This window comes from Rhodococcus sp. ACT016 (assembly GCF_050477185.1).
Classification (GTDB): Bacteria; Actinomycetota; Actinomycetes; order Mycobacteriales; family Mycobacteriaceae; genus Prescottella.
The window spans coordinates 4,549,449-4,574,190 of record NZ_JBEAET010000001.1; the positions used below are offsets into that span (position 1 = coordinate 4,549,449).

A 24,742-nucleotide genomic window follows, 5' to 3' on the forward strand; every position below is an offset into this window, starting at 1 on the left:
GACTCCGCACGAAGTAGCGCCAGGACGACGCTGGACTATCCGATTACGTTGGCGTTCAACGTCAAAGCAAAGAATGACAACGACAGGACCCGATCTCCCACCCCCGAGGTGGAGCCCCCCGGACAGACCAGTGGGCCCCACATAATCGTGTGGGGCCCACTGGAGGTCCAGTACCGCTTCGCAGCCTGTGCTCGAATGCGCTGAGGCGGTGGCGACACCGCCGATCGGAACTGGACGTCAGCGAGCCTCCTGAACAGCGACGCCCGTCGACTGCAGGTCTGCCCAACGGCTGTCGTCGATTCCCGCGAGCGTGGCGAGAACTTCGCGGGTGTGCTCACCGAGGCCGGGCCCGGGAACAGGTTCCGCCGGCCGGGACCGCGAGAACTTGGGCACGACGCCGGTAGCGGGCACCTCCACACCGAACTGGTTGACGAGGCGCACCACCATGTCCCGCGCGGCGTAGTGCGGGTCGGTGAGCATGTCTGGGGCGGTGTAGATTCGGCCGGCAGGAACGCCGCCGGCCTCCATGGTCTTCAACAGTGCGTCGGCACTCATCGTCCCCGTCCAAGCACTGATGATGGCGTCGATCTCGGCCATGTTCTCTCCTCGCGGCCCGTGCTCGGCGAACCTTGGGTCATCGGCCAGTTCCGGTCTACCCATCGCGGCACAGAGCCGGCGGAAGACGGTGTCGGCGTTTGCCGCAATGATCACCTCCGCGCCGTCGGACGTGGGATACACATTCGACGGGGCCACTCGGGGCAGCACGGATCCGGTACGCCCACGGGTGACTCCACCGATCTCGTGGTCGGCCATCGTCGATTCCATCAGGGCGGCCACCGCCTCGTAAATCGCAACGTCCACTTCCTGACCCCGGCCGCTGGCCGACCGCTCGTGGACCGCCGCGAGTGTCCCGATCACGGCGAACAGGGCCGCCAGGGAGTCACCGAGGCTGATGCCGGTGCGAGTGGGGGGCAGTTCGGGATTACCCGTCGTGTGCCGGATGCCGCCCATCGCCTCGCCGACGCTGCCGAAACCGGCGTCCGTCGAGCGTGGCCCGTTCTGACCAAACCCCGAGACGTGAACGAGAATGATTCGCGGGTTGATCGCGGAGAGGGCCGCGTAGTCGAGGCCCCACTTCGCGAGCGTGCCGGGCCTGAAGTTCTCGAGGACGATGTCAGCTTCAGCGACCAGCTTGCGAATCAGCTCCCGGCCATCAGGCTGACGCAAGTCGATCGCGACCGACTTCTTGTTCCGCGCGATGGAAGGCCACCACAGGCTCTCACCGTCGACCGTGACTCCCCACCGCCGCATCGAGTCGCCGGAGCCGGGCGCCTCGATCTTGAGCACCTCGGCCCCGTAATCGCCCAACAACTGCCCCGCGAAGGGGCCGGCGATGAAACTTCCCAGTTCGAGCACACGCAAGCCGCTGAGCGGACCAAGAGATGTAGCCATAGCGAAATTGTACACAATCATGCCCTGTTTGGGATGGAATCCCGGACAATTCCCTGGTTCTGCATACAACTATCGAGGATCATGCGGGATAGGCTTGCCGGGAATCGACCCCACACACGACAAGAGGCAGAGTGTCAACCACACCGCAGGCACCAGGGCAGGTCGCCTATTCGCAGATTCGTCAGGCAATCGTCGAGGGTCGGTACCGCCCCGGTCAGCGTCTGATCGAACAACGGATCGCCGAGGAGTTCTCGCTCTCGCGCACCCCCGTGCGAGAGGCTCTGCGACGACTCGAGGCCGAAGGGCTCGTGCTCAGCGAACCGAACCGGGGTGCAGTGGTACGAACCCTGTCGATGGCCGATGTGTCGGACCTGTATGGCCTTCGAGCCCGACTGGAGGCGTACGCCGCCGAGCTTGCGGCAGAACGCATCGACCCCACCACGCGGGAACTACTCGATGCAGGGATCGAGGCATTCGCCCGTGCCTTGACCCTCACACCCGAGGACGCCGTCGAACGTGTCCGAGCCGTGGACACGGCAAACAGTCAGATCCACCGCGCAATCGTGGCCGCCGCCAAGCACGAGCGTCTGAGCCGCCTGCTCGAGCGAACCACCGACGTCCCGTTGGTCTTCCAGGCCTTCCGTCAGTACGACCGCGCCCAGACCGAGCGCTCCCATCTGTTCCACCAGCTGATCCGCGACGCGATCGTCACTGGTGATGGCCGCCGGGCGTCCGCGCTGATGCACGAGCACGTTCTTCAGGGCCGCGACGTGCTTCTCGCCCACCTCGAAGCAACCAGCAGCGACGAGGTGGACGAGCTGTTCGGCGTGTCAGCCCGGGAAACCCCCGGCACGGGCGAGCTGACCGGGAACCGGAACACCGAGCACCCCGCCGAGCCAGTCTGACGCCTCGATCAGCTCGGGCAGCCGGGCACCCGACTCGATGCCGCTCCGGTCGAGGAGATAGACCAGATCCTCGGTCGCGATGTTGCCGGTGGCATCCGGGGCGAAGGGGCAGCCTCCGATCCCACCGATCGAGGAATCCAGCACGGTCACCCCCGCGTCGACTGCGGCAACCGCGTTCGCGTAACCGGTATTGCGAGTGTTGTGGAAGTGACAACGCAGCCGAACGCCGGGCGCGGCGGCAGCGGTCCCCGCGACGAGGCGAGCAACCTGGGCCGGCACGCCCACTCCGATGGTGTCGGCCAGCGCGATCTCGTCGACACCGAACTCGGCCACCGTTCCGGCCAGCGCAATTACCGCAGACTCGGAAACCTCCCCCTCGAACGGACAGCCGAATGCAGTGGCGATAGTGACCGACACCCCGACGCCGGCAGCGCGGGCGTCGTCGACAAGATCGCGCACAGTTCCCACCGAGTCCGCGACCGACATGCGCTGGTTGCGCAGACTGAAGGTCTCGGACGCCACGACGACACAGTTGACCTCATTCACGCCCGCTGCCACGGCGCGGTCGAAGCCGCGCCGATTGAGCACGAGGCCGCTGTAGGACACATCGGCGCGGCGTGGCACCCCGGCCATGACGGCCTCGGCGTCAGCCATCTGCGGCACCGCACGAGGGTGCACGAAGCTGGTCGCCTCGATGCGCCGCAGCCCGGACGCGATCGCGCGCTCGATCAGTGCAATCTTGTGTGCCGTCGAAACGTGCACCGCCTCGTTCTGGAGCCCGTCACGGGGGCTCACCTCGACGATCTCCACAGCCTCGTTCCTTCCTCTACGACGAGGTCGCAGCGAACTACGACACGATCGACATCATTGTATACAAACTGAGCGTCCTAGATTGCCGGCGAAACGCACTGCGCGAAGACTGCCGACCCCGCATCGAGCCTTCCCCTCCTGGAGCGAGATCGCCATCCGGCACGGTGATCACACCCCGCAATCGGTCGGGCAACTTCACGACATCGCACCGCGACGGAGGCCCTCGACCTCCGACGGGCGGGCACTCTCCAGGCGGAGAGGTATGTCAAGTAACATGCAGTGCTGCAATACTATTGACGCAAACGATGTAGGTGCGCCAAGCCGCATCCGCGACCCGACGACCACCTCGCCGCGGCGGCGTCCGGCAACTTCTCGTCCCCGGGCACGGATCTTCACGCAGCGCGGACCGGCCACCCCGCCGCGAGGCGCAGCGGGCCCGCAATTCCATACAATCGTTCAACCATTAACCCGGTTCACTCAACCAGTTTCCGGCGGGCACTTGTGATCTGCGGCACTTCCCCGCTAGATTGTGTGCAATCCAAGCCGGTCGGCCTCGTACTCACTGGAGCCATACATGCTTTTCAGCGACCTTCTGCGGCGTAACGCCGCTCGTTTCCCCCACCGGACCGCACTCGCAATGGCCGACGGATCCGACGCCCGGACGTACACCGAGCTCTACCAACGCTCCCTGCGCCTGGCGAACGGCTTGAGCGGTCTCGCGGATCCCGGCGACCGAGTGGCCCTGCTGTCCGAGAACAACCTGGAATACGTCGAGGCCTACTACGGCGTCCCCGCCGCCGGGATGGTTCTGACTCTGCTCAACTATCGGCTGCACCCCAAGGAATGGGTCTGGATCCTCAACGACTCGGGGGCCCGTGTGCTGATCGTGGACTCGAAGTACCTCGAGGCCATCGCCGACTATCGCTCCGAACTTACAAGCGTCGAACACATCATCGTGATCGGTGGGGAGGCTACGGCCTTCACGGCCTACGAGCACCTCCTCCAGCCCGCATCGACGATTGCTCCTCGACTGGCGATCAGCGACGACGACGACGCCTGGCTCCTGTACACCAGCGGAACGACGGGCAAGCCCAAGGGAGCTCGGCTGACCCACCGCAACCTCAACACTGCGCTGATCCAGTCTGCAATCGCGTACGACCCGAGGCCGGACACCTGCTTCCTCAACGCAATGCCCCTCTGCCATATCGCCGGCTACCTGACCCCGCTGCACCAGTTTCAGGGCGGATCGGTGTTGATGATGTCGGGCTGGGACCCCGAGCATTGGATGCGGTTGGTTCAGGAACACCGCGTGACCAGCGGCGGGTTCGCTCCGACCATGATGCAGATGCTGCTGACGCACCCGAAGATCGACGACTACGACCTCACCAGCCTGGAGTGGATGGGCTACGGAGCGTCGAAGATTCCCGCAGATGTTCTGCGCCACACCATCGATCGATTCGGTCCGGTCGTATACGCGGGGATGGGCATGACCGAGCTCGGGGGCAACATGCTCACGCTCGACAAGGCCGCGCACGTCCGTGCCGCGCGAGGCGAGGAGCATCTCCTCGACGCCGTTGGTAAGCCGATGTCCCTGGTCGATGTACGTGTCGTCGATCCGTTCGGAAACGACTGTGCGATAGGTGAGGTCGGCGAGATCGTCGTTCAGGGTGATCAGGTGACGAAGGGTTACTTCGGCAACGCCGAGGCGAACGCGCAGGCATTCGACGGTGGCTGGTTCCACACCGGGGACTTGGCGCATCGAGACGAGGAGGGCTTCCTCTACATCGTCGATCGCGCCAAGGACATGATCATTTCCGGTGGGGAGAACGTGTACTCCAGCGAGGTCGAGAACGCGATCTACACCAACCCCGATGTTCTCGAAGCCGCCGTCATCGGAACTCCCGACGAAAAGTGGGGCGAGCTCGTCACTGCCGTCGTCGTCCGCAAGCCCGGCACCGAGCTGACCGCCGACGACGTCGTCACCAGTTGCCGGTCGCAACTCGCCGCCTTCAAGCAGCCCCGCAAGGTCATCTTCGTCGATGAAATGCCCCAAACCGTCAGCGGCAAGATCCGCAAGAACGTCCTGCGAGATCAGTTCGCATCCAACTGACAACACATTCCATGGCGCACCAACCGAGGAGAACCCGATGTCTTTCAACGTAGTTACCACCGGACTGAAGTTTCCTGAGGGACCGGTAGCTCTGCCCAACGGAGACGTGCTGGTCGTCGAATTGCACCGCGGCACGCTCACGCGGGTGTCCCCCGACGGCACCAACACGGTGGTCGCGGAACTCGGCGGCGGCCCCAACGGTGCCGCGATCGGTCCCGACGGCCGCGCGTACGTCGCCAACTGCGGTGGTATGCACGCGTTCGAGGTCAATGGCTACGTTTTCGCCGGCGGCACCCCCGAGGACTACACGGGAGGCAGCATCCAAGCCGTCGACCTCGAGACCGGCGAGGTCGAGACGCTCTACACCGAGTGCGACGGCGTCCAGCTCCGCGGCCCCAACGACATCGTTTTCGACGCACACGGCGGCTTCTACTTCACCGACCACGGCAAGAGCAACGGCCTGACCAGCGATCGCGGCCGCGTCTACTACGGCGCGATCGACGGTTCCGCCATCCAGCTGGTCGCTGCAGACATGAACAACCCCAACGGAATCGGACTCTCGCCCGACGGCACTCGGCTCTACGTCAGTGAGACCTATTCGGCGCGCGTCTGGTGGTGGGAGGTCGTCGGACCGGGTGAGATCAGCGGCGGCCGTGATCTCGCCGGCTCCGGCGGTGGCAACTTCCTCTACGGATCACCCGACTTCCGCTACTTCGACTCGCTGGGCGTCGAGGCCGACGGCAACATCTGTGTCGCATCGCTTTCCACACCGGGCATCTGCGTGATCAGCCCGAACGGTGAGCTGGTCGAGGTCGTCGACATCGACGCCGACGGCGACCCGGGCATCACGAATATCTGCTGGGGCGGGCCGAACATGCGAACGGCGTACGTGACCGCGTCGAGCACGGGCAAGGTTCTCCGATTCGATTGGCCCCGAGCCGGTCTGGTGCTCAACCATCAATCAGCCATGGTGTGACGGGACCATAGCCGGAAATACTCCGCCACCGATCTCGCGATCCACGCTCTACAACTACTTCGACAACAAGAGAGAGATCCTCGAAGTACTACTGCAGGACTTCATGGAACGCGTGCTCGGGGATACGGACGATTCTGCGCCCCTCTCCGAGTACTCCGAGGAGACGTTGCGATCGGCTGTGGGAGTGTTCTGGCGTACCTATACCGACTTCCTACCCGAACTGGTCGGCGTCACGCACGCAGCCACGGTGGACCCGGAATTCGTCGAGGTATGGATGCGGATGCGCGAGGTGGGTGTCCGCAACATCTCCAAGCTGGCCATGGCGATGCAAGCGCAAAATCGTCTGGACCCCGAGCTCGATCCGTATGTCGTCGCATCCGCACTGTCGTCGATGCTCGAACACAGTTGCTACTTGTGGCTGAGCACGAACGCACAGGGCGCGGGGCGGCCGGCATCCGACGAGCAGGCGATCGACACCATCAGCCACCTGTGGTCACGGTCCCTCGGGATCACCGACCAACCGCCCACGCGACCGGCCCGAGTAGTCCCTCCGTCCGCATCGACGAGAGCCGCAGCAGCGGGCGGCGGGCGGACACGAGCCGCGCTCCGGTCCGCGCGCCACGCACGCGGACCGGAGCGGGGATCACTTGGCCAGCAGACCCTTCGCGATGTGGGTCACCTGGATCTCGTTGGAGCCGGCGTAGATCATGAGCGACTTGGCGTCACGCGCGAGCTGCTCCACCTTGTACTCGGCCATGTAGCCGTTGCCACCGAACAGCTGGACGGCCTCCATCGCGACCTCGGTCGCGGCGCGCGACGAGTACAGCTTCATCGCCGACGCCTCGGCGAGCGTCACCTTGTTACCCGCCGCGGTGCGCTCGATCGCGTTGAACACCATGTTCTGCACGTTCAGGCGCGCGACCTCCATCTCGGCCAGCTTGAGCTGGATGAGCTGGAACTGCGCGATCTCCTTGCCCCACAGCTTGCGGTTCTTCGCGTAGTCGATGCACAGCCGCTGGCACTCGTTGATGATGCCCAGCGCGAGCGACGCGATGCCGATGCGCTCGGCCGCGAACGACTCCTTGGCGCTCTCCTTGCCGTCACCCTTGGCCGGGTTCTCGGTCTCGCCGAGTAGACGGTCCTTGGTGATCCGGACGTTGTCGAAGAACAGTTCGCCGGTGGGCGAGGAGTTCATGCCCATCTTCTTGAACGGCGCGCTCTGAGTGAAGCCCTCCATGCCCTTGTCGAGCACGAAGCCGAGCACCTTGCGGTCGCGACGGTCGACCGATGCGTCGCCCTCGTCGAGCTTGGCGTAGACGATCGTGACGTCGGCGTACGGGCCGTTCGTGATGAACGTCTTCTGCCCGTTGAGGATGTAGTCCTCACCGTCGCGGCGGACGTACGACTTCATGCCGCCGAACGCGTCCGAACCGGAGTCGGGCTCGGTGATCGCCCACGCGCCCACCTTCTCCATGGTCACGAGCTCGGGCAGCCAGCGCTTCTTCTGCGCCAGGCTGCCGCGGCTGCGCAGCGTGCCGACGGTGAGGCCGAGGCTCACGCCCATCGACGCGACCAGACCCAGGCTCACGCCCGCGAGTTCGCTGTTGAGGATCACGCCCATGCTGCCGGCGCCGCTGAAGCCGCCGCCCTTCTCGCCCGACACGGGGACGGTCTCGCCGCGCTCCTTCGCCTCCTCCTTCGCGAAGGCCTTCTCGAGGGCCTCGCGGGCCATCTCGTCCATGCCGAAGGTGGCGTACATCTTGCGGATGATCTCGAACGGCGGCAGCTCACCACTCTCGAGCTTGTCGACGTGGGGCTTGACCTCCTTGTCGATGAAACCGCGAAGGGCATCCCGGAACATCAGGTCGGTGTCGGACCACTCGTACATGTCGTGAACTCCAGTCGGTGCGCTCGAAGTGGGCGGCCAGCGGAACAGGCCGGGCCGCCGCGTGGCGACCATCACATCCAGACATATAGAACGCGTTCTCATTTGTCCACCCGGACGTCTCGATCACATTTAGTTAGTGCACGACTTAATCGTGTATGATTCATTCCCATGACCAGCACCACCGCAGAACAGGACATCGACTGGGGCGACGTCGACCCCCTGGCACTCGACCGCCAGGTGTGCTTCGCGCTCGCGGTGGCCAACCGGGCGGTACTCGCGGTCTACCGCCCACTCCTCGAGCCCATGGGACTGACACACCCCCAGTACCTCGTGATGCTCGCCCTTTGGGGGGACGCACCGATGTCGGTCAAGGAGATCGGGCAGGCCCTCCAACTCGACTCACCCACCCTCTCGCCGCTCCTCAAGCGGCTCGAGTCGAGCGGGCTGATCACCCGCACCCGCAGCAGCTCCGACGAACGCCAGTTGATCGTTGAGCTGACCGACGCCGGGAAGGCCCTGCGCACCCAGGCCGAACGCATCCCCGGCGCCGTCGTGCAACGCCTCGGCGTGAGCCTCGACGAGCTCGAAGAACTCCACTCCGTCCTCACCCGCGTCAACGCCGCCGCCCTGCGCGCCGGCGCCCTGCACGAGTGAACCGCCCCTCCAGACAGGAACAGGTACACAGGACATGACCAGCACCAAGAAGGTCCTCCGCCGCCCCAATCCCCTGCAGTGGATCAGGTACGCCTGCGGCGCCAAGCTCCCCGATTCGATGCAGGAATGGGTCCGTAACGACCTCATCGGCGACTGGGCGGTGCCCCGGCACATGATCCGCAGCATGGTGCCGTTCATCCCGATCTTCGCGGCGTTCTTCCTGTTCCCCGGCCCGGTGTGGCTGCGCGGCTCGATGGTCCTCCTGGGGCTGTTCCTCGCGCTGTTCTATTCGGCCGCCTACATGGAGCAGAACCGCAGTCGCCGGCTCGAGAAGCACGGACTGCCACCGGACCTCGAGAACCCGAAGAAGATCGCCCGCTACAACGCCGAAAAGGCCGCGTACGAGAAGGCACATCCGCACACGATCTAGACCGGTCGGATCACCGGGCCCGGCCCGGATCCCAGCCGCCGGCCCGACGGGCGTCGAGTGCCGAACCGAGCGCCATGATGCCCTCGTAGCAGCTCGGATCGATGCCCGCCAGATCCCGGATCCGGCCCAGTCGGTTGTTCACCGTGTTCGGGTGGACGTCGAGGGCCCGCGCCGTCCGCCCACGGTCGAGGTCGTGGTGCAGGTACGCGTCGAGGGTCTCGACGAGTTCCGGGAACGGGTCGAGCGGCAGCAGCCAGTCCGCCAGGTACTGCTGCCCCTCGGTCGGCCGGGACAACTGGAACGGCAACGCCAGGTCCTTGAGCTGGTACACCGCGGGGTCACGGCCGAGCCGCCGCGCCAACGTCAGCAACTCACCCGCGAGCCGCGCCGAATCGGACAACCGAGCGCGGACAACCGGTTCGGTCACGGTCGCGGTCACCGGACCGTCGACCACAGCCGAAATCCACTCGACGAGGACGACCGCGCGGCGGTACCAGTCGACGTCGCCGCCGACCTTGTGTGGCACCAGCAACGTGCCGCCGTCCGGGTCGAGGATGCCGAGAATCGGCGGCGGACCGTGCCGCTCGAGCACTCGATCCATCCGCGTGTCCGCCGTCCACCGTGTGGCCGGATCACGTTGCTCATCAACGCGATACAACGCGACTACCGAGTACTCCTCGGCCAGCTCGATCCCGCACCAGCGGGCGGTCGGATCGGCATCTTGCCCGGCCAGCAGCAGCCGCGCCAGCAGTTCCTTCGACGGCTTCTCCTCGCCGTCCAACGCCACTCGCTCGCCCTCGTACGATTCGACCACCGCGGACGTGACAGCCTCCTGCAGACGCAGAATGGCCGCGGCGATCTCCACCAGCCCAGCCGCTCGCTCGCCCGCCGCGGTCGCGCGGCACTCGTCGAGAAGCACCCGGCCGAATCGGTGCCAGTTGCGCAGCACTGCAACCAACGGCGCCCCGTCCATCGCCGCCTGGACGGCACCCTCGCGGATCGGACGCAGCTCGTCCGCAGTGAATGTCCGGTTCTCCCGGATCGCTCGTGCAGCGATCTCGAAGAACCGACGAGTGCTGTGCCGCAACAATTCCGGATGCGGAGTGGCGGGCACACCCCGCGCGCCCGCGCGCACCCGGACATTCCGGCCGTGAGCCAACGAGTCGAACTCGGCGTCGAGTCGATCCAGGATTGCGATGACCGCGGCGCTGGCTTCCGGACTGTGCCGGTCGTCTTCCGACGGCATGAGCCGAACGATACGCCGTCGGGTCGTCGACCCACGACCGATTGCGGCGCCCGGTGGTCCCACCCTTCCGCTGGATTCGAGGATTCTGCGAAGAACATCGCAATTGTGTTCAGTTTGTGCGGGTGACGTCACTGAGCAATCGAGCTCGAGCGCTGCTGATCGCGGTCGCGCTCTCGACGGAAAACACGACGGCAGCAACGTCGGCGCACGCCGCGGCGCCGCCGGAATGCGGCGGCTGGCAGGTCGAGACCCTAGCGCAGGGGCTGGAGCAGCTCGAGAACTCGAACCCGACGGCAACGGTGGGTTCGATCTATCCGGAGATTCGAAGGTCTACCAGGTCGACGCCACAGGGCAGATCCAAACGGTGCTCGACGATTTGGCCGCCCCGGGTGGCCTGCAGCTCTCGGATTCGACCCTGTTCTTCCTCACGCGGCAGGACGGGAAACTGTGGCAGTTGGACACGGCAACGGGCCAGCTGACGTCGTCGACTTTCCTCGCCGGCAATGGACTACTGCGCCTGCCCGACGGTGACCTGCTGACAACGTGTGTGGGGACGGAGGGAGGACCGTCGAAGGGGTTGTCCCGCTACTTCCACGATCATCGCCTCGGGCCTCCCGGGCGGGTGGACCGGGCCGAGTTCGGTGCGTATCGGCCCGAACGGCGAAGGATCGGCCCTCTACGTCACCGCCTTCGACGGAGCCCTGCGCCGCCTGGTACCTCCTGTCGGCGTGGAGCTTTCCCCGGTACGGAGCAACTGACACAGAACTGTCTTCTCGTGGACAGGAGGAGTCGACGACCGGTGCACACACAGCCATATACCGGGGCGCAATGTGCGAACTTGACTCCCGGCTAGGTTGTTAGTTTGCTAGCATGCTTGCATGGCTGTCGGTGAGGTGAAGCAGTTCAACGTGTATCTCCCGGTCGAGTTGATCAGGAGGGTCAAGCACCGTGCCGTCGAGGCGGAGTTGTCGTTGTCGGCGCTGGTGGCGGAGGCGCTGACCAGCTATCTCGGGGCGGCCGAGTTCAGCGCAGTGGACGAACCATCGAATCAGGAGAAGTAATGGCTACCAATGGGATCGAAGCGGTGTTCGTGGCGACTCACAATTGGGGCAGGACGGCGAAGTTCTTCCTCTCCCTCGGGTTCGAATTGTCCTCGGAGGGTGACGGGTCCGGGGTGTTTCGCAACGGTGACGGCGCGTACGTAGTCGTCGCCGAGGTCCCCGAGGGCAGCGAAACCGGAATTCAGATCGCCTTGTCAGTGCCTGATGCACACGGTTTCGAGCCGGCTTCTCCGGTAGAGGTGGTCTCCGGCTTCGAGAACACCCACTACGGGACCGCCGAGATGACGATTCGGGACCCGGATGGTCGTCTGTGGAGCCTGCAGGCGCCTCCCCTCGACGCACGCGATCACTGACCCGCTCGCACGCAAGGGAGTAGCCCACAATGCCTCGGCTGCAAGGCAACCCGTGGCTCGTGCTGGTCACTCTCAGCCTCGGATTCTTCATGACCTTGTTGGACATCACCGTGGTCAACGTCGCACTTCCGAGCATGAGTGACGACCTCGAGGCGTCGCTCGACGAGATGCTGTGGGTGATCAACCTATACATCTTGGTGCTGGCCTCGTTGTTGATCGTGTCAGGCCGTCTCGGCGATGTCCTGGGGTTTCGCACCATGTTTGTCGGTGGCATCATCGTCTTCACCGCGGCATCGGTGGCGTGTGCACTGGCGCAGGACCCGACACAGCTCATCGTCGCTCGCGGTGCGCAAGGCCTCGGGGCTGCTGCCTTGGTGCCCCAGACCATGACGTTGATCATGGCCACGTTCCCGCCGGACAGGCGCGGTTCGGCATTGGGAGTGTGGGGTGCGGTGGCTGGTTTGGCGACCATCGCCGGCCCCACTCTCGGTGGACTGCTGATCGACGCGGCGGGGTGGCGTTCGATCTTTATCCTCAATGTTCCGATCGGCACGGTCGTGATCATGCTGGCCGTGTGGCTGATACCGCCCGACGCTCGCCGCAGTACATCGCGCGGCCTGGATCTGCCTGGTGTCGGTCTCGCCGCGGTGACACTGTTCTGTTTCGCATTCGCCCTCACCGAGGGGCAGCGACTTCAATGGAACGGCGCCGTCGTCGGCCTTCTCGCCGCATCCGTGTTCTTGTCGCTGATGTTTCTGCTTCATCAGCGCCGCCGACAACTCCGAGATCCCTTGGTGCCGTTCGCCTTGTTCCGGGACCGTAGTTTCGCCGTCTCGAGCTTCGTGTCCGCGTCGGTACAGGTCGGCATGCTCGGATTGTTCCTACCGGTGATGATCTTTCTCCAGTCGGCACTTGCGTTCAGTCCACTCGTAGCGGGATTGACGATGGCACCGGCGATGGTCGCCTCGGCGGTGCTCTCACCGTTCGCCGGCGGATGGTCGGACCGCATCGGCGGCAGATGGATCATCACGTCCGGGCTTGCGCTCTTCGCATGGGGCCTGGTGTGGTTGGCGGTGGTGCTCGACGTCGACCGCAGTTGGGCTGATCTGCAGCCACCCCTGATCACCATGGGGCTGGGGATCGGGTGCGTCATGGGTCCGATGATGTCCGAAGCGATGCGCAACGTCCCGCCCGAAATGGCCGGAGCCGCATCGGGCGTCCTCAACACGATTCGCCAGATCGGCACAATCGTCGGCAGCGCGGCGGTGGGGGCGCTGATGCAGAATCGGCTGGCCCGGTCGCTACACGAGAACGCCACCCAGCAGGCCGTCGACCTTCCCTCGAACATCCGGGAGGAGTTCGTCACGCGTCTCGACGGGCACGCCCCGACCGCGTCGGCTGGCACCGCGAGCGAGGGTTCGATCGCTCTGCCCCTGCCGCCGGGAGCGCCGAACACTATCGTCGAGCGATTCGAAGCCGCGGCCGCACATGCGCTCGACCTCGCGTATGTCCAGGCGGTCGGCCCTACCCTCGTACTCCCCGCCGCGGTCGTCGCGGCCGCCGCGGTCGCCTGCCTGCTGATCCCGCGCCGCGAGGAAGCGTCGAATTCGACACGGCCGCAATTGAACGCCGGGACCTCGCCAGAAAGTCCGACGCCCGAGATGCAGACTGACTCGAACACCAGTTCAGGCTGAGCTCGTGTCATGAATCTGGGAGGGACTCAGTAACTGCGGTGTCGCAGCGACTGCGCTGCGCCCTGATGGCGTGCACACTCCGCGTCGCAGCCTTGGCCGAAATCAGTGAGCGCGCAGTCCCGTTCGATATCCTCGGGTTCCGCGGTGTCAAACGCTGGCTGGCGCCGAACACCCTGCTGGAGTCGGTAGACCCGCACCGGAAACCCATCGCATCGCACAACCGCGCCGGACCACGCGCGGCGTAGCCCCTACCCCTGCGTCTCGCCGAGCCTGCGCCGCAGGTATTCGCGCTCGGGTTCGGTGCCGGCCAGATCGAGCGCGCGTCGGTACGCCTCCGCAGCCTCCGGTAGTCGCCCGAGGCGGATCAGCAGTTCCGCGCGCGCCGCCGCATAGGGGTGATGCGAGCGCAGGCGTGGCTCGTCGGCCAAGTCGTCGAGCAAGGCGAGTCCCGCCTCGGGGCCGTCACGCATCGCGACCGCAACCGCGCGATTGAGCATCACGACCGGTGACGGCACGATCCCCAGCAGGACGTCGTACAGGGCCACGATCTGCGGCCAATCGGTGCTCGCGACGTCGTCGGCCTCGTCGTGCAGCGCGGCGATCGCCCCCTGGACGCCATAGGGTCCGGGCGGGCCGCCCGTGAGCGCGACCACCACCAGGGCGCTGCCCTCCTCGATCATGGCGTGGTCCCAGCGGGTGCGGTCCTGCTCCTCGAGCAACACCAGGTCGCCACCCGGCCCGGTGCGGGTATCGCGGCGGGCGTGGACGAGCAGCATCAACGCCAACAGGCCCGCCACCTCACGCTGGTCCGGCAGCAGTCGGTACAGGACGCGCGTCAACCGGATCGCCTCGTCCGCGACGTCGATGCGCTGCAGGCGCGGTCCCCCGCTGGCGGCGTAGCCCTCGGTGAAGATCGAGTACAGCACCTGCAGCACGCCCGGCAGGCGCTGCGGGAGTTCGTCCCGTCCGGGCACCCGGAACGGTATCCGGTTCGACCGAATTCGATTCTTGGCCCGAACTATTCGCTTCGCCATCGTCGCCGGCGGCACCAGGAAGGCCCGTGCCACCTCGGGTGTCGTGAGGCCGGCGAGGCAGCGCAACGTCAGCGCGGTGCGATCCTCGGCGGGCAGCGCCGGGTGCGCACAGGTGAAGAACAACTGCAGTCGCTCGTCGGGCAACTCGTCACCCACGTCCGCCGGTGGGACGGGATCGGCGCGATCCGCCTCCACCTGCAGCACCGCGATTCTCGCCGCGAGCGCCTGATCCCGACGCAACCGGTCGACGGCCCGACGCCGGGCCGTGGTCAACAGCCAGGCGCCGGGCTTGGACGGCACACCGTCCACCGGCCAGTGCCGGAGCGCCGACTCGATCGCCTCCGACGTGACCTCCTCGGCCAGGTCCAGATCGCCGAAGCGGCTCACCAGGGCGGCGAGCAGGCGGCCGCGTTCCTCCCGGAAGACCGCCTCGACGGAGGCCTCCGCGCCGGTCCCGCGACCGCTCGCCCGGCCCATCGGTCGTCAGTTGCCGAAGTCGGCGATGGGGCGGACCACGATCCGGCCCGGGCCGCGCGATCCGGGACACCTGGTTGCCCAATCGAGCGCGACGTCGAGATCGGGGACGTCGATGACGTAGAACCCGCCGAGGACCTCACGGGTCTCGGCGAACGGCCCGTCGGTGGTGATAGCGCGATCGCCGCCCGGCCCCACCTGCACACTGGTGGCGCTGGTCAGGTCGGCCAACGACTCACCCGAGACGTAGATCCCGGCATCCTTGACCTGCTTGTCGTAGACCATCCAGTCCTCGGGGGTGCACCCGTTGTCCGGGTTGACGGAGTCTGCGTTGATGAGCAGCAGATACTTCATGATCGGTTCCTCCTCGGGAGGTTCTCGTTGTTGCGGTACACCATGACGACGAACGAGGAGGCCGCGGATGGACAGGCCCGCCGAGATTCCTTCCCGCGGGCCGTGCCGTCAGTCGAGTCCGCGCAGGAACTCGAGCATCGCGGCGTTGACCTGCTCGGCCGCCTCCATCTGAACGAAATGCCCGACGTCCGGGATCACGTGGGTGGAGCGCAGTCCGGGCACCATCGAGGCCATCGTCTCGAACGGGTTCTCGCCCATCATCTCGAGCACCGGATCCTTCGAACCGGCGATGAACGTCGTGGGCACCGTGATCGGACGGTTGTGGAGTTCCTCGTTCTGCTCCCACACGTAGTCGTCGGCGCGGTACCAGTTCAGCCCACCCGTGAACCCGGTGCGCGTGAACTCGTCCACGTAGTAGTCGAACTCGTCCCGGCTCAGCCACGGCCACGGCAGCGCCGGCGGCTCCGGCAACACGTCGAGGTAGCCGTTGCCCCCGGACGGGAAGTCCCAGCAGTCGAGGTACCGGTTGGCGCCGCTGAGGGCGTGGAAGATCTTGGCCAGGAACTCCCGCGGATGCTCGCCCAGTTCCCGGTCGGCGGGGCCGTACTCCTGGAAGTAGTGCAGATGCACGAAATGCTGCGACGCGAGGTACCGGAAGCCGATCGTCGGCTGGATCGGCTGACGCGGCATCCGCGGGACGCTCAGCTGCATCAGCGCACGCACCCGGCCCGGCGCCCAGTTCGGCAGATCCCACACCAGCTGCGCACCGAAGTCGTGGCCCGCGAACACCGCCTGTTCGATGCCGAGCGCGTCGAGAAGGCCCACCATGTCGTCGACGGTGTGCCGGCGGTCGTACTCCCGTGGATCCGACGGCACGTCGGTGCGGCCGTATCCGCGCATGTCGGGAGCGATCACCCGGTAGCCGGCGGCGGACAGCGCCGACAGCTGGTGTCGCCAGCTGTACCAGAGCCCGGGGAAACCGTGGCACAACACGATCGGGTCGCCGGCGCCGCGCTCGGCGATGTGCATGTCGATGTCGCCGACGTGCACGGTCCGGTGGGTGAGTGTGGTTGCAGGATCGGTCATTCCGGGAGATTACGTCACCCGAGACGTGGACGGAGCCAATCCACGAGGTCGTCGAGGACCTTCTCCTGTTCGGGTTCGTTGAACACCTCATGGAACAGCCCGTCGTACGTCTTCAACGTCAGATCCTTCGACCCGGCCCGCTCGGCGATCATCCGGCTGCCGGACACGTCGGCCAGGTGGTCGTCGGTGCCGTGCAGAACCAGGAGAGGCATGGTAAGCGACGGCAGTCGGGCCGGGAAGCTCTCGGCCGCGGTGATCATCCCGCGCGCGATGCCCGCCTTGACCTTTCCGTGATAGACCAGCGGGTCGGACTCGTACGCGGCGACCACCGCGGGATCCCGGGACACCGCCTTCGCGTCGAGGGTCTCCACGGGGACACCGGGCGCGAACCGGCCGATGATCTTGCCGATCTCGATCACGATCCGGGGCTTGTTGGTGGCGACGTCGACCGCCGGCGCCGACACGATCAGGCCTGCGAGCTCGTCCGGGTGGTCCAGGGCGTAGGACAGCGCGATCGCGCCGCCCATGCTGTGCCCGAGGAGGAACCGCTCCAGCCCCGGGTTCTCGCCGATCGCGATTTCCGACAGGTGGTGCAGGTCGTCGAGGAATTCGGACCAGTCGCGCAGTTCGATGCGCTCGCCGCCCGAGCGACCGTGCCCGCGATGATCCGGCGCGTACACCACCAGTCCGAGCCCGACGAGGCGCTCGACGACGTGGTCGTACCGACGGGCGTGCTCACCCAAGCCGTGCGCGAGCAGCAGGATGCCGGTCGGCGCGCCGTCCGGTCGCCACACGTCGTAGACGATGCGGGTGCCGTGCACCCCGGTGAATTGCGACTCTGTGTGCTGCACGAACGCGAGTCTAGGTCGATCGACGCCGACGTGTGGGCGCTTGTCAGCACGATTAGCCGGCGGCACGATGAAAGTGTCCCTGACAGGAGCCGCGATGAGTACCACGGATGCCCCCTTCCTGCGGTACACCGACCAGACGGGGTGCCCACGAGAGCTGACGCTGACCGTCGACACGCCGCGGGTGACCGTGGGCCGCTCGCCGGACGCCGATGTCGCGCTCGTGTCGGACCCGGAGGTCTCCCGACTGCACGCCACGATCGAGTGGATCGGCACCTACTGGACCATCGTCGACGACGGCCTCTCCCGTAACGGCACCTTCGTCAACGGCGAACGGATCGCGGGCCGACGGCGCTTACACAACGGCGACAGCATTCGGATCGGCAGTTCCGCGTTCGTGTTCCGCGATCTGTCCGGCCAGGGCGGCGAGCCCACGCGGATCGCGGCCGACCTGCCGACGGTGCGTTCGCTGACGCCCACGCAACGCTCGATCCTCGTCGCCCTGTGCCGGCCCTACAAACACAATGCGACGTTCGCGAACCCCGCGTCGAACCAGCAGATCGCCGACGAGGTGTTCCTCAGCGTCGACGCGGTCAAGACGCATCTGCGGACGCTGTTCGCGAAGTTCGGCGTCGAGAAGCTCCCCCAAAACCAGAAGCGACTGCGCCTGGTCGAGAAGGCGCTGCACAGCGGGGTGATCACCGAACACGACCTGTGAGCACTCAGGCCGCGGGTGCCGACTCCGATCGCAGCCGCGTCCGAAGTCGGCCGAGCGCGCGATGCTGCGCGATCCGGATGGCACCGGGTGTGGTGCCGAGCGCCTGCGCGGTCTCCGCCGCGGACATCCCCCACACCAGCCGCATCACCACGATCTCGCGGTACCGCGGGGGCAGGGTCGCGACGAGTTCCTTGGCCAGTTCCTCGGACTCGACCTCGATCGCCCGCTCCTCGGGGCCCGCGTCCGGGCAGGCCAGCTCACCGGCGTCCTCGAGCGGTGCGCACGTCCGGGCGGCAGCGCGGCGAGCGTCAGCCACCTTGTGCGCGGCGATCGCGTACACATAGGTCAGGAACGACGAACCGTGGTCGCTGAAGCGCGGAAGCGCGGTCATCAGCGCCACGCACACCTCGTGGGCGACGTCCTCGGCCACCGACTGCAGCGCGCAACGCCCCAGCCGGGCGAAGCAGTAGCGTCGCACCAGCGGATAGAGCACGGCGACGACCCGTTCACGAGCCTCGCGGTCGCCGGCGACGGCGCGTGGCACCCACTCGCCCAGCACCTCCCTGGCGCGGGCGGCCGACAGCTCGCCGATTCGTGTTGCCGTGCAGACATTCCCGTACATGTCGGTCTCCTCACCGGGGGGCGCGGTCGGCCGTCCCACGTCTTCGATCCTCGGCTGGAACCGGACACCCCGACAGGCACCCTCGGGTGGGAGTCGCCCACCCCACTCGGGCTCCCTGCGCTTGTCGGGGGGCGCCGCTAGTGTGCGGGACATGACCGTAGGCCAGAGCCTGGACGACGAATTCCTCACGGCGGCAGATCCTTACCGTCGCGAACTACTTGCGCACTGCTACCGGATGACCGGATCGATCCACGACGCCGAGGACCTGCTGCAGGAGACCATGGTGCGCGCGTGGCGCGGTTACCGGAAGTTCGACGGCCGCGCGTCGGTCCGCACATGGTTGCACCGGATCGCGACCAACACGTGCCTGACCGCGCTCGAGAGCCGCGCCCGCCGGCCGCTGCCGACCGGCCTGGGTGCGCCGAGCTCCGATCCGTCCGACGAGCTGGTCGAACGCCGCGAGGTGCCGTGGCTCGAGCCGATCCCGGATTCGATGGTGTGGGGCGATTCCGGCTGGGGTGCGGACGATCCCGCAACCGTCGTCGGAGCCCGCGAATCGGTGCGCCTCGCGTTCGTCGCGGCCCTGCAGCACCTGTCGGCACGGCAGCGTGCCGTTCTGGTCCTGCGCGACGTGCTGCAGTGGAAGGCCGCCGAGGTCGCCGAGGCGCTCGGCACCACGACCGCCGCGGTCAACAGCCTGCTCCAGCGTGCCCGGGCCCAACTTGCCGAGGCGACACCGAACCCGGACGCGCTCGTCGAACCCGAGTCGAGCGACGCCCGCGAGCTGCTGCAGCGGTATGTCGACGGGTTCGAGAAGTACGACATCGACGGGCTCGTCGAGTTGTTCACGCAGGACGCGATCTGGGAGATGCCGCCGTTCGTCGGCTGGTACGTCGGCGGCGCCGACATCGCCCGTCTCGTCAAGGAGAAGTGCCCGTCGGACGGCCCGGACGACATGCGCCTGCTGCCGGCGTCGGCGAACGGCCAGCCCGCACTCGGCCTGTACATGCGTGGCGAGGACGGCGTCCACCGCCCGTTCCAACTGCACGTACTCGACATCACCGAGCGCGGGGTCGCGCACGTCACGTGCTTCTTCGACACCGACCTGTTCGCCAGGTTCGGCCTGCCCGAGCGCCTCTGACCGGCGCGGCGGTCACTGCCCGGCGGCAGCCGGGTCCATCCACATGACCTCCCACACGTGGTTGTCGAGGTCACGGAACGAGCGGCCGTACATGAAGCCGTGGTCCTGCGGGTCCATCCACTTGGTGCCGCCAGCCGCGATCGCGGCGTCGACCAACGAGTCGACGCCCTCGCGGCTGTCGGCGGAGATGCAGTTGAGCACCTCGCGGCTGGCGGTGGTGTCGCAGATGTCGTCCTTGATGAAGTCCCGGAACCGGTCCTTCTCGAGCAGCATGATCCATGCCGAGTCGTTGATTGCCATGCAGGCGGTGTTCTCGTCGCAGAACTGATCGTTGAACTCGAAGCCGAGGCCGGCGAAGAACGCACGGGTCACGGCGACGTTCTCGACCGGCATGTTGACGAAGAGCAGACGGGACATGAGTTCTCCTGATTCGAGGTGACGGTGGCTGCGTGGACCGGGATCTCCGGAACCTCGCACCGATACAGACCACCGCCGTCGCGAAAACTCATCACACGCGTTGCGCTGCCCCGACCTCGACGCGATCCTTGCCCGCGAACAGGCCCTCGAGCCCCTGCTGCGCCACGTCCTCGGGGTCGGCCTTCGGCCCACGGGCGATCTTCGTGTTCTCCATGCCGGCGCGATCGAAGAAGTCGGTGTCGGTGATGCCGGGCATCAGCGTCGTTATCGAGACCCCGGTGTCGGCGAGTTCGTCGCGGATCGTCGCCGCGAACGAGTGCACGAATGCCTCGGACGCCGCGTAGGTGGCGAACAGCGTCCCGGGCAGGGCGGCCGTCGAGGACGACGTGAACAGAACCCGTCCGTGGCCGCGATCGACCATCGGTGGCAGGACGTATTTCGCGAGCCGGACCGTCGCGGTGACGTTGAGGGCGATCACGCGCAGGTCGGCGTCGATCGGGATCCGGTCGAAGCGTCCGTACGCCCCGACGCCGGCGTTGAGTGCGGCGACCTCGATGGGGCGCTCCAACGCGTCGAGGGACCGGCGCACCTCGGCCAGCCCGACATTGGTCGCCAGGTCCGCCTCGATCGCGTGGGCGGTGATCCCCTGGGGAGCGAACTCGGCGGCCACGGGACGGACCGCATCGTCGTCGGCCACCAGCACGAGGTCGTAGCGGCGGGCCGCGAGCCCGCGGGCCAACTCGTACCCGATACCGGTCGAGGCACCGGTCACCAGTGCCAGCCCTCGCGTCCCGTTCGTTTCGCTGTCGTTCATCCGACGCCTCCTCCGATCCGACTACCGCCCCGAGTTCCCCGCGCGGCGGGCCGCGAAACCAGACTGGTGCGCGGCCTCGTGCCGAACGGGGTAGGCACGCGGACCGTCCGGTGGTGTCATGGATTCATGAGTGAGGACAAGCGACACTTCGTGGCGAGCCGACTCGACGGAATCATCCACACGCTCGAACTGAATGCACCGACAGCGGACGAGTCGTCGCCGGTGCCCACCTCGGAAGGGTTCACCGGTTCACTCGCCGAAGCGCAGCGGCACCGCGCCGAACTCGAGTCCGCGACACCCGCGCGCATCGACGAGATCGCGGCGGGCTACCCGGAGATCGAACACGACTGGGCGCAGCGGCAGCCGACGTGACCGACCGGCCCGCCCGGGCCGTCAGTGACCGAACGGGTACAGCACGCCTGCGGCATCGAGTCGCTTGACCCGACGGTGCTCGTGGAGCACCAGCATGGTTCCCAGCGCGAGGCTCAGCGTGCAGATGGACCCTGCGATCCACGCCCAGCCCACGAAGCCGTAGCCCGCCGCGACCAGGGTCATGCCGAGGGTCACGATCGCGACCGCGATCAGGCCGTAGCCGGGCCAGTTGCGGGTGTCCTCGATGGCCTCGCCCGGGTGCTCCCGCGCGACGGTGGCCGGTTCGCGTGCATCGTCGAAGTAGTTCACAAAAGCCTCCCGGTGCCAGTTCCGTTTGTGCTCTCGTCGTACTGCGGTCGACGCGTCACCGGCGCAAGAACCGGCGGCGGCCTCTCCGGCGATTGTCCTCCCGCTGTACCCGATCGCGCACGGATGCCGGCAAACGCGTCCAGCCACCCGAGGTGGTGAAACCGTCACCCTCGGGGATTCGCGGTCACTCCCGGGGGCGCTGGCCGCCGGACCCGGCCGAGACGAGATTGATGTGTGCGGGTCAACCGCAGATCCTCGGCTCGACCTCGGGAGGGCGCCATGAACACCACTCTCCGCGCCGATCCGCACGGCCGTCGGCGGATGGTCGACACCGACGACGGCGTCACGCTGGCCGTCCGCGAGTTCGGCGACACCGATGCTCCGCTGACCGCCGTGTTCGTGCACGGGCACTGCCTGCACACCCATTCGTGGGCGCGGGTGCGTTCCCATCTGGCCCGGGAGTGGGGCGCGGGCGTCCGGATGGTGTTCTACGACCACCGCGGCCACGGCGAATCCGGCAGCGCGCCGGCCCACACGTACACGATCGACCAGTTGGGCCACGACCTGGACGCCGTGATCCGCGCGGTGGCGCCGACCGGGCCCGTCGTCCTGGTCGGCCACTCGATGGGCGGCATGGCCGCACTGGCCTACGTCCGGCAGCATCCGGACGACGTCGGGTCGCGCATCGTCGGCGTCGGATTGCTGGCGACGGCCGTCAGCGACATCACCCGATCGGGTCTGTGCCGAATCCTGCGGCACCCACTGGTCTCGGCGCTCGGGTTGGGCGTCGAGCGGATGCCCCGGCTGGCCCAGCACCTGGCTTCGATGGCACTGGACAACCGGACGTCGGTCGTCACGATGTACGGGTTCCTGCGCTCGCTCGCCGGGGTCGACGAATCCCGCTCGCTCTCCGCGCTCGGCAACATCCCGTCGCTCGTGCTCGGCGGCACCGCCGATCTGCTGACGCCGTTCGAGCACTCCGTCGCGATCGCGGCCACCCTCCCGACGGCCGAACTGGTGCGGCTGCACGACGCCGGCCACTCGGTGATTCTCGACCAGGCCGCGGAGGTAGCGCACGCGGTGGTCCGGCTCGTCACCCGAGCCGAACTCCACTACGCGGCCGGCTCCTCCGCCATGTCCCTCCCGATGGCCGGGTGAATGCCGGGCGCGGTCTCGACGGGCGTCACGACGCACCGGCCCGGGCCGTCGCATCGACAACCGATTCGATTGCAAGAGCGCGTATGTCACCCTTCGCGAGCTTGCCGCCGGAGGAGCGCGGCAGCTCGTCGACGACCACCAGGTGCTCGGGGTACAGCTCCTTCGAGACGCCGCGTGCGGCCAGGTGTCCGGTGAGCTCCTCGAGCGTGACGCACTGCCCCGGTCGAAGGCTGACCACCGCGCAGACGCGCTCGCCGAACACCGGATCCGGCACCGCCACCACACCGGCCAGGTCCACCGCCGGATGGGTCTCGACCTCCTGCTCCACCTGCGGCGCCGAGATGTTCTTGCCGCCGCGGATGATGATGTCGGATGTGCGCCCCACCGGGGTCAGATAGTCGTCCTCGATCGTCACCAGATCGCCCATCAGCATCCACCCGTCCTGCGTGTACAACTCGGCGTTGGCGGCGTCGTCGTCGTAGTACCCCGCACAGGTCAGCGGGCCCCGACCGCCCGGCTGGCCGGGACCTCCGGTCTCGGTCACGTCCCGGCCCTCGCTGTCGAACAGCCGCACCTGCATCGCCGGGATGAGCCGGCCGGATGTCCCGAGGCGCCGCGCACTCGGGTCGCCGACACGGGTGACGCTGAACGCGCCACTCTCGTTCGATCCGAAGAACTGCAGAACGGAAGCACCCGTGCGGGATTCGAACTCGGCGGCCCGATCGGCAGGTACTGCCTCACCGCCGGTGAACATCACCCGCAGCGACGACAGGTCCAACTCCTCCGCGAGCGGCGAGTTGAGCAGCATCCGGAACTGCGTGCTGACACAGCACAAGACCGTCACCTTCTCCCGCTCGATCATCCGAATCATTCTCTCCACATCGAACTTCGGCAGTACCACGGTGGGTGCACCGAGCATCGCGGGCGCATAGTGCGACGTCCACAGACCGAAACCGAACGGCGCCGGCACCGCCCCGAAGAACACCTCGTTGTCACCCAGCTCACCCGCACCGATGGCCAGGCGACTGAATGCCATCCATCGATTGTCGAACTGCGTCACGCACTTCGGGAGTCCGGTCGTTCCCGACGTCGAGTTGAGCATGCACAGATCGTTCGGACCGAGACTGCGGGACGTCACATCGACCAGTCCGGCGCGGCCCGGATCGATCGAAACAGACTCATTGCCACGCACATCGGCGATCCGGTCCACACCGCCGCCGGAGACCACCACGTGGAAGTCCAACGGGGCGCCGCGCTCGCGCAGCTCCTGCACCAGCACGGTCGATGAGCGACCGCCCAGTTCGTCCACGGTGATCAGCGTCCGCGCGCCCGTCTTCCGGACCAGGTGGGCGATCTCCCGGTCACCGGCCCGCGCTCCGATGCCCACCGCGACGACGCCCGCCCGGGCCGCCGCGATCAACGCGGCATGGACGAGAAACGTGTCGGGCAGCTGGACGGCCACACGGTCGCCCTCGGGAACGCCCAGCGCGACCAGCGCGGCCGCGATGTCATCCGCAACGGAATCATATGCAGCCCAGGACGTTCGGACAGTCGGAGTGATGAAGGCGTCACCGGCCGGGTTCGTCCGGGCCTGTCTGCGCAGCAGCTCGTGCAACGGCTCGGTTCCCCACCACCCGGAATCCACGTACTGCCGGGTGGTCGCGGCGTCGATCAGGCTCATCTGTGTTTCTCCTTCTGCGAGCACTTCCGCCGTACGAGGCCGAGGCCACACTCGACGGGCACGTGCCCCCTCTACCAACTTCGCTAAAATTCAAAACTTGACGTGACGGATCCGAAGCGGAGACCGTCGGCAACC

At 66.9% G+C, this 24,742-nt stretch carries 25 protein-coding genes; 12 read left to right on the forward strand and 13 right to left on the reverse strand.

Annotated features, from left to right (window positions below; translation table 11 throughout):
- Positions 1-237: 237 nt before the first annotated feature.
- A complete protein-coding gene (locus ACQ5DX_RS20905) occupies positions 238-1,452 on the reverse strand; it encodes a CaiB/BaiF CoA transferase family protein (protein ID WP_430334394.1) in 1,215 nt (404 codons plus the stop codon).
- Between the two features lie 131 nt (positions 1,453-1,583).
- Here ACQ5DX_RS20905 and ACQ5DX_RS20910 point away from each other — a divergent pair, with 131 nt between their 5' ends.
- Positions 1,584-2,357: a GntR family transcriptional regulator gene (locus tag ACQ5DX_RS20910; RefSeq protein ID WP_430334395.1), complete on the forward strand. Its 774-nt coding sequence runs from the start codon at positions 1,584-1,586 to the stop codon at positions 2,355-2,357.
- Here ACQ5DX_RS20910 and ACQ5DX_RS20915 read toward each other — a convergent pair.
- Positions 2,283-3,167, reverse strand: coding sequence for a hydroxymethylglutaryl-CoA lyase (locus tag ACQ5DX_RS20915; RefSeq protein WP_430334396.1), 885 nt, complete (start codon positions 3,165-3,167; stop codon positions 2,283-2,285). The genes ACQ5DX_RS20910 and ACQ5DX_RS20915 overlap by 75 nt on opposite strands.
- Positions 3,168-3,741: 574 nt before the next feature.
- On the opposite strand from ACQ5DX_RS20915, the gene ACQ5DX_RS20920 reads away from it, so the two are divergent.
- Positions 3,742-5,277 (forward strand): class I adenylate-forming enzyme family protein, encoded by a 1,536-nt coding sequence (locus ACQ5DX_RS20920; protein WP_430334397.1) that lies wholly within the window; start codon positions 3,742-3,744, stop codon positions 5,275-5,277.
- Positions 5,278-5,314: 37 nt separating this feature from the next.
- Positions 5,315-6,253: an SMP-30/gluconolactonase/LRE family protein gene (locus ACQ5DX_RS20925; RefSeq protein ID WP_430334398.1), complete on the forward strand. Its 939-nt coding sequence runs from the start codon at positions 5,315-5,317 to the stop codon at positions 6,251-6,253.
- A gap of 643 nt (positions 6,254-6,896) precedes the next feature.
- Here ACQ5DX_RS20925 and ACQ5DX_RS20930 read toward each other — a convergent pair.
- On the reverse strand, positions 6,897-8,141 hold the full coding sequence (locus ACQ5DX_RS20930; RefSeq protein WP_430334399.1) for an acyl-CoA dehydrogenase family protein: 1,245 nt from the start codon (positions 8,139-8,141) through the stop codon (positions 6,897-6,899).
- A gap of 168 nt (positions 8,142-8,309) precedes the next feature.
- Here ACQ5DX_RS20930 and ACQ5DX_RS20935 point away from each other — a divergent pair, with 168 nt between their 5' ends.
- Positions 8,310-8,795: a MarR family winged helix-turn-helix transcriptional regulator gene (locus ACQ5DX_RS20935; RefSeq protein ID WP_430334400.1), complete on the forward strand. Its 486-nt coding sequence runs from the start codon at positions 8,310-8,312 to the stop codon at positions 8,793-8,795.
- 34 nt (positions 8,796-8,829) lie between these two features.
- On the forward strand, positions 8,830-9,225 hold the full coding sequence (locus tag ACQ5DX_RS20940; protein WP_430334401.1) for a DUF5313 family protein: 396 nt from the start codon (positions 8,830-8,832) through the stop codon (positions 9,223-9,225).
- A gap of 10 nt (positions 9,226-9,235) precedes the next feature.
- Here the strand turns inward: ACQ5DX_RS20940 and ACQ5DX_RS20945 are convergent, their stop codons facing one another.
- The gene (locus ACQ5DX_RS20945; RefSeq protein WP_430334402.1) at positions 9,236-10,471 is read right to left on the reverse strand and encodes a PucR family transcriptional regulator; all 1,236 of its coding nucleotides are present in this window, start codon (positions 10,469-10,471) and stop codon (positions 9,236-9,238) included.
- A gap of 878 nt (positions 10,472-11,349) precedes the next feature.
- Here ACQ5DX_RS20945 and ACQ5DX_RS20950 point away from each other — a divergent pair.
- From ACQ5DX_RS20950 to ACQ5DX_RS20960, 3 genes are read left to right on the forward strand one after another with little or no spacing between them, the layout of a single operon-like run.
- Positions 11,350-11,532 (forward strand): CopG family transcriptional regulator, encoded by a 183-nt coding sequence (locus ACQ5DX_RS20950; RefSeq protein WP_430334403.1) that lies wholly within the window; start codon positions 11,350-11,352, stop codon positions 11,530-11,532.
- A complete protein-coding gene (locus ACQ5DX_RS20955) occupies positions 11,532-11,885 on the forward strand; it encodes a VOC family protein (protein ID WP_430334404.1) in 354 nt (117 codons plus the stop codon). Before ACQ5DX_RS20950 ends, ACQ5DX_RS20955 begins: the two co-directional genes overlap by 1 nt.
- 29 nt (positions 11,886-11,914) lie before the next feature.
- The gene (locus ACQ5DX_RS20960; RefSeq protein WP_430334405.1) at positions 11,915-13,579 is read left to right on the forward strand and encodes an MFS transporter; all 1,665 of its coding nucleotides are present in this window, start codon (positions 11,915-11,917) and stop codon (positions 13,577-13,579) included.
- Positions 13,580-13,827: 248 nt separating this feature from the next.
- Here the strand turns inward: ACQ5DX_RS20960 and ACQ5DX_RS20965 are convergent, their stop codons facing one another.
- The 4 genes from ACQ5DX_RS20965 to ACQ5DX_RS20980 all read right to left on the reverse strand — a co-directional run bounded on the left by ACQ5DX_RS20965 (position 13,828) and on the right by ACQ5DX_RS20980 (position 17,378).
- Positions 13,828-15,090 (reverse strand): RNA polymerase sigma factor, encoded by a 1,263-nt coding sequence (locus ACQ5DX_RS20965; RefSeq protein ID WP_430334406.1) that lies wholly within the window; start codon positions 15,088-15,090, stop codon positions 13,828-13,830.
- Between the two features lie 6 nt (positions 15,091-15,096).
- Positions 15,097-15,441, reverse strand: coding sequence for a YciI family protein (locus ACQ5DX_RS20970; protein WP_430334407.1), 345 nt, complete (start codon positions 15,439-15,441; stop codon positions 15,097-15,099).
- 108 nt (positions 15,442-15,549) lie between these two features.
- Entirely contained in the window at positions 15,550-16,527 is a 978-nt protein-coding gene (locus ACQ5DX_RS20975) for an alpha/beta fold hydrolase (protein WP_430334408.1), read from the reverse strand.
- 14 nt (positions 16,528-16,541) lie between these two features.
- On the reverse strand, positions 16,542-17,378 hold the full coding sequence (locus tag ACQ5DX_RS20980; RefSeq protein ID WP_430334409.1) for a lysophospholipase: 837 nt from the start codon (positions 17,376-17,378) through the stop codon (positions 16,542-16,544).
- A gap of 94 nt (positions 17,379-17,472) precedes the next feature.
- Here ACQ5DX_RS20980 and ACQ5DX_RS20985 point away from each other — a divergent pair, with 94 nt between their 5' ends.
- Complete coding sequence (locus tag ACQ5DX_RS20985) at positions 17,473-18,093, forward strand: FHA domain-containing protein (protein ID WP_430334410.1); 621 nt, start codon at positions 17,473-17,475, stop codon at positions 18,091-18,093.
- A 4-nt stretch (positions 18,094-18,097) separates the two neighbouring features.
- Here the strand turns inward: ACQ5DX_RS20985 and shbA are convergent, their stop codons facing one another.
- Positions 18,098-18,715: an RNA polymerase sigma factor ShbA gene (shbA, locus tag ACQ5DX_RS20990; protein ID WP_430335762.1), complete on the reverse strand. Its 618-nt coding sequence runs from the start codon at positions 18,713-18,715 to the stop codon at positions 18,098-18,100.
- A 151-nt stretch (positions 18,716-18,866) separates the two neighbouring features.
- Between shbA and ACQ5DX_RS20995 the strand changes: the two genes are divergently transcribed.
- A complete protein-coding gene (locus tag ACQ5DX_RS20995; protein WP_430334411.1) occupies positions 18,867-19,856 on the forward strand; it encodes a sigma-70 family RNA polymerase sigma factor in 990 nt (329 codons plus the stop codon).
- Positions 19,857-19,868: 12 nt separating this feature from the next.
- Here ACQ5DX_RS20995 and ACQ5DX_RS21000 read toward each other — a convergent pair whose 3' ends face one another.
- Positions 19,869-20,273: a VOC family protein gene (locus tag ACQ5DX_RS21000; protein WP_430334412.1), complete on the reverse strand. Its 405-nt coding sequence runs from the start codon at positions 20,271-20,273 to the stop codon at positions 19,869-19,871.
- A gap of 91 nt (positions 20,274-20,364) precedes the next feature.
- Entirely contained in the window at positions 20,365-21,087 is a 723-nt protein-coding gene (locus ACQ5DX_RS21005) for an SDR family NAD(P)-dependent oxidoreductase (protein WP_430334413.1), read from the reverse strand.
- Between the two features lie 126 nt (positions 21,088-21,213).
- Here ACQ5DX_RS21005 and ACQ5DX_RS21010 point away from each other — a divergent pair, with 126 nt between their 5' ends.
- A complete protein-coding gene (locus ACQ5DX_RS21010) occupies positions 21,214-21,459 on the forward strand; it encodes a hypothetical protein (protein WP_430334414.1) in 246 nt (81 codons plus the stop codon).
- Positions 21,460-21,480: 21 nt separating this feature from the next.
- On the opposite strand, the gene ACQ5DX_RS21015 is transcribed toward ACQ5DX_RS21010, so the two are convergent.
- Positions 21,481-21,768: a hypothetical protein gene (locus ACQ5DX_RS21015; RefSeq protein WP_430334415.1), complete on the reverse strand. Its 288-nt coding sequence runs from the start codon at positions 21,766-21,768 to the stop codon at positions 21,481-21,483.
- Positions 21,769-22,047: 279 nt separating this feature from the next.
- Between ACQ5DX_RS21015 and ACQ5DX_RS21020 the strand changes: the two genes are divergently transcribed.
- Positions 22,048-22,926, forward strand: coding sequence for an alpha/beta fold hydrolase (locus ACQ5DX_RS21020; RefSeq protein WP_430334416.1), 879 nt, complete (start codon positions 22,048-22,050; stop codon positions 22,924-22,926).
- 25 nt (positions 22,927-22,951) lie between these two features.
- Here ACQ5DX_RS21020 and ACQ5DX_RS21025 read toward each other — a convergent pair whose 3' ends face one another.
- A complete protein-coding gene (locus tag ACQ5DX_RS21025) occupies positions 22,952-24,607 on the reverse strand; it encodes a class I adenylate-forming enzyme family protein (RefSeq protein ID WP_430334417.1) in 1,656 nt (551 codons plus the stop codon).
- Positions 24,608-24,742 lie beyond the last annotated feature (135 nt).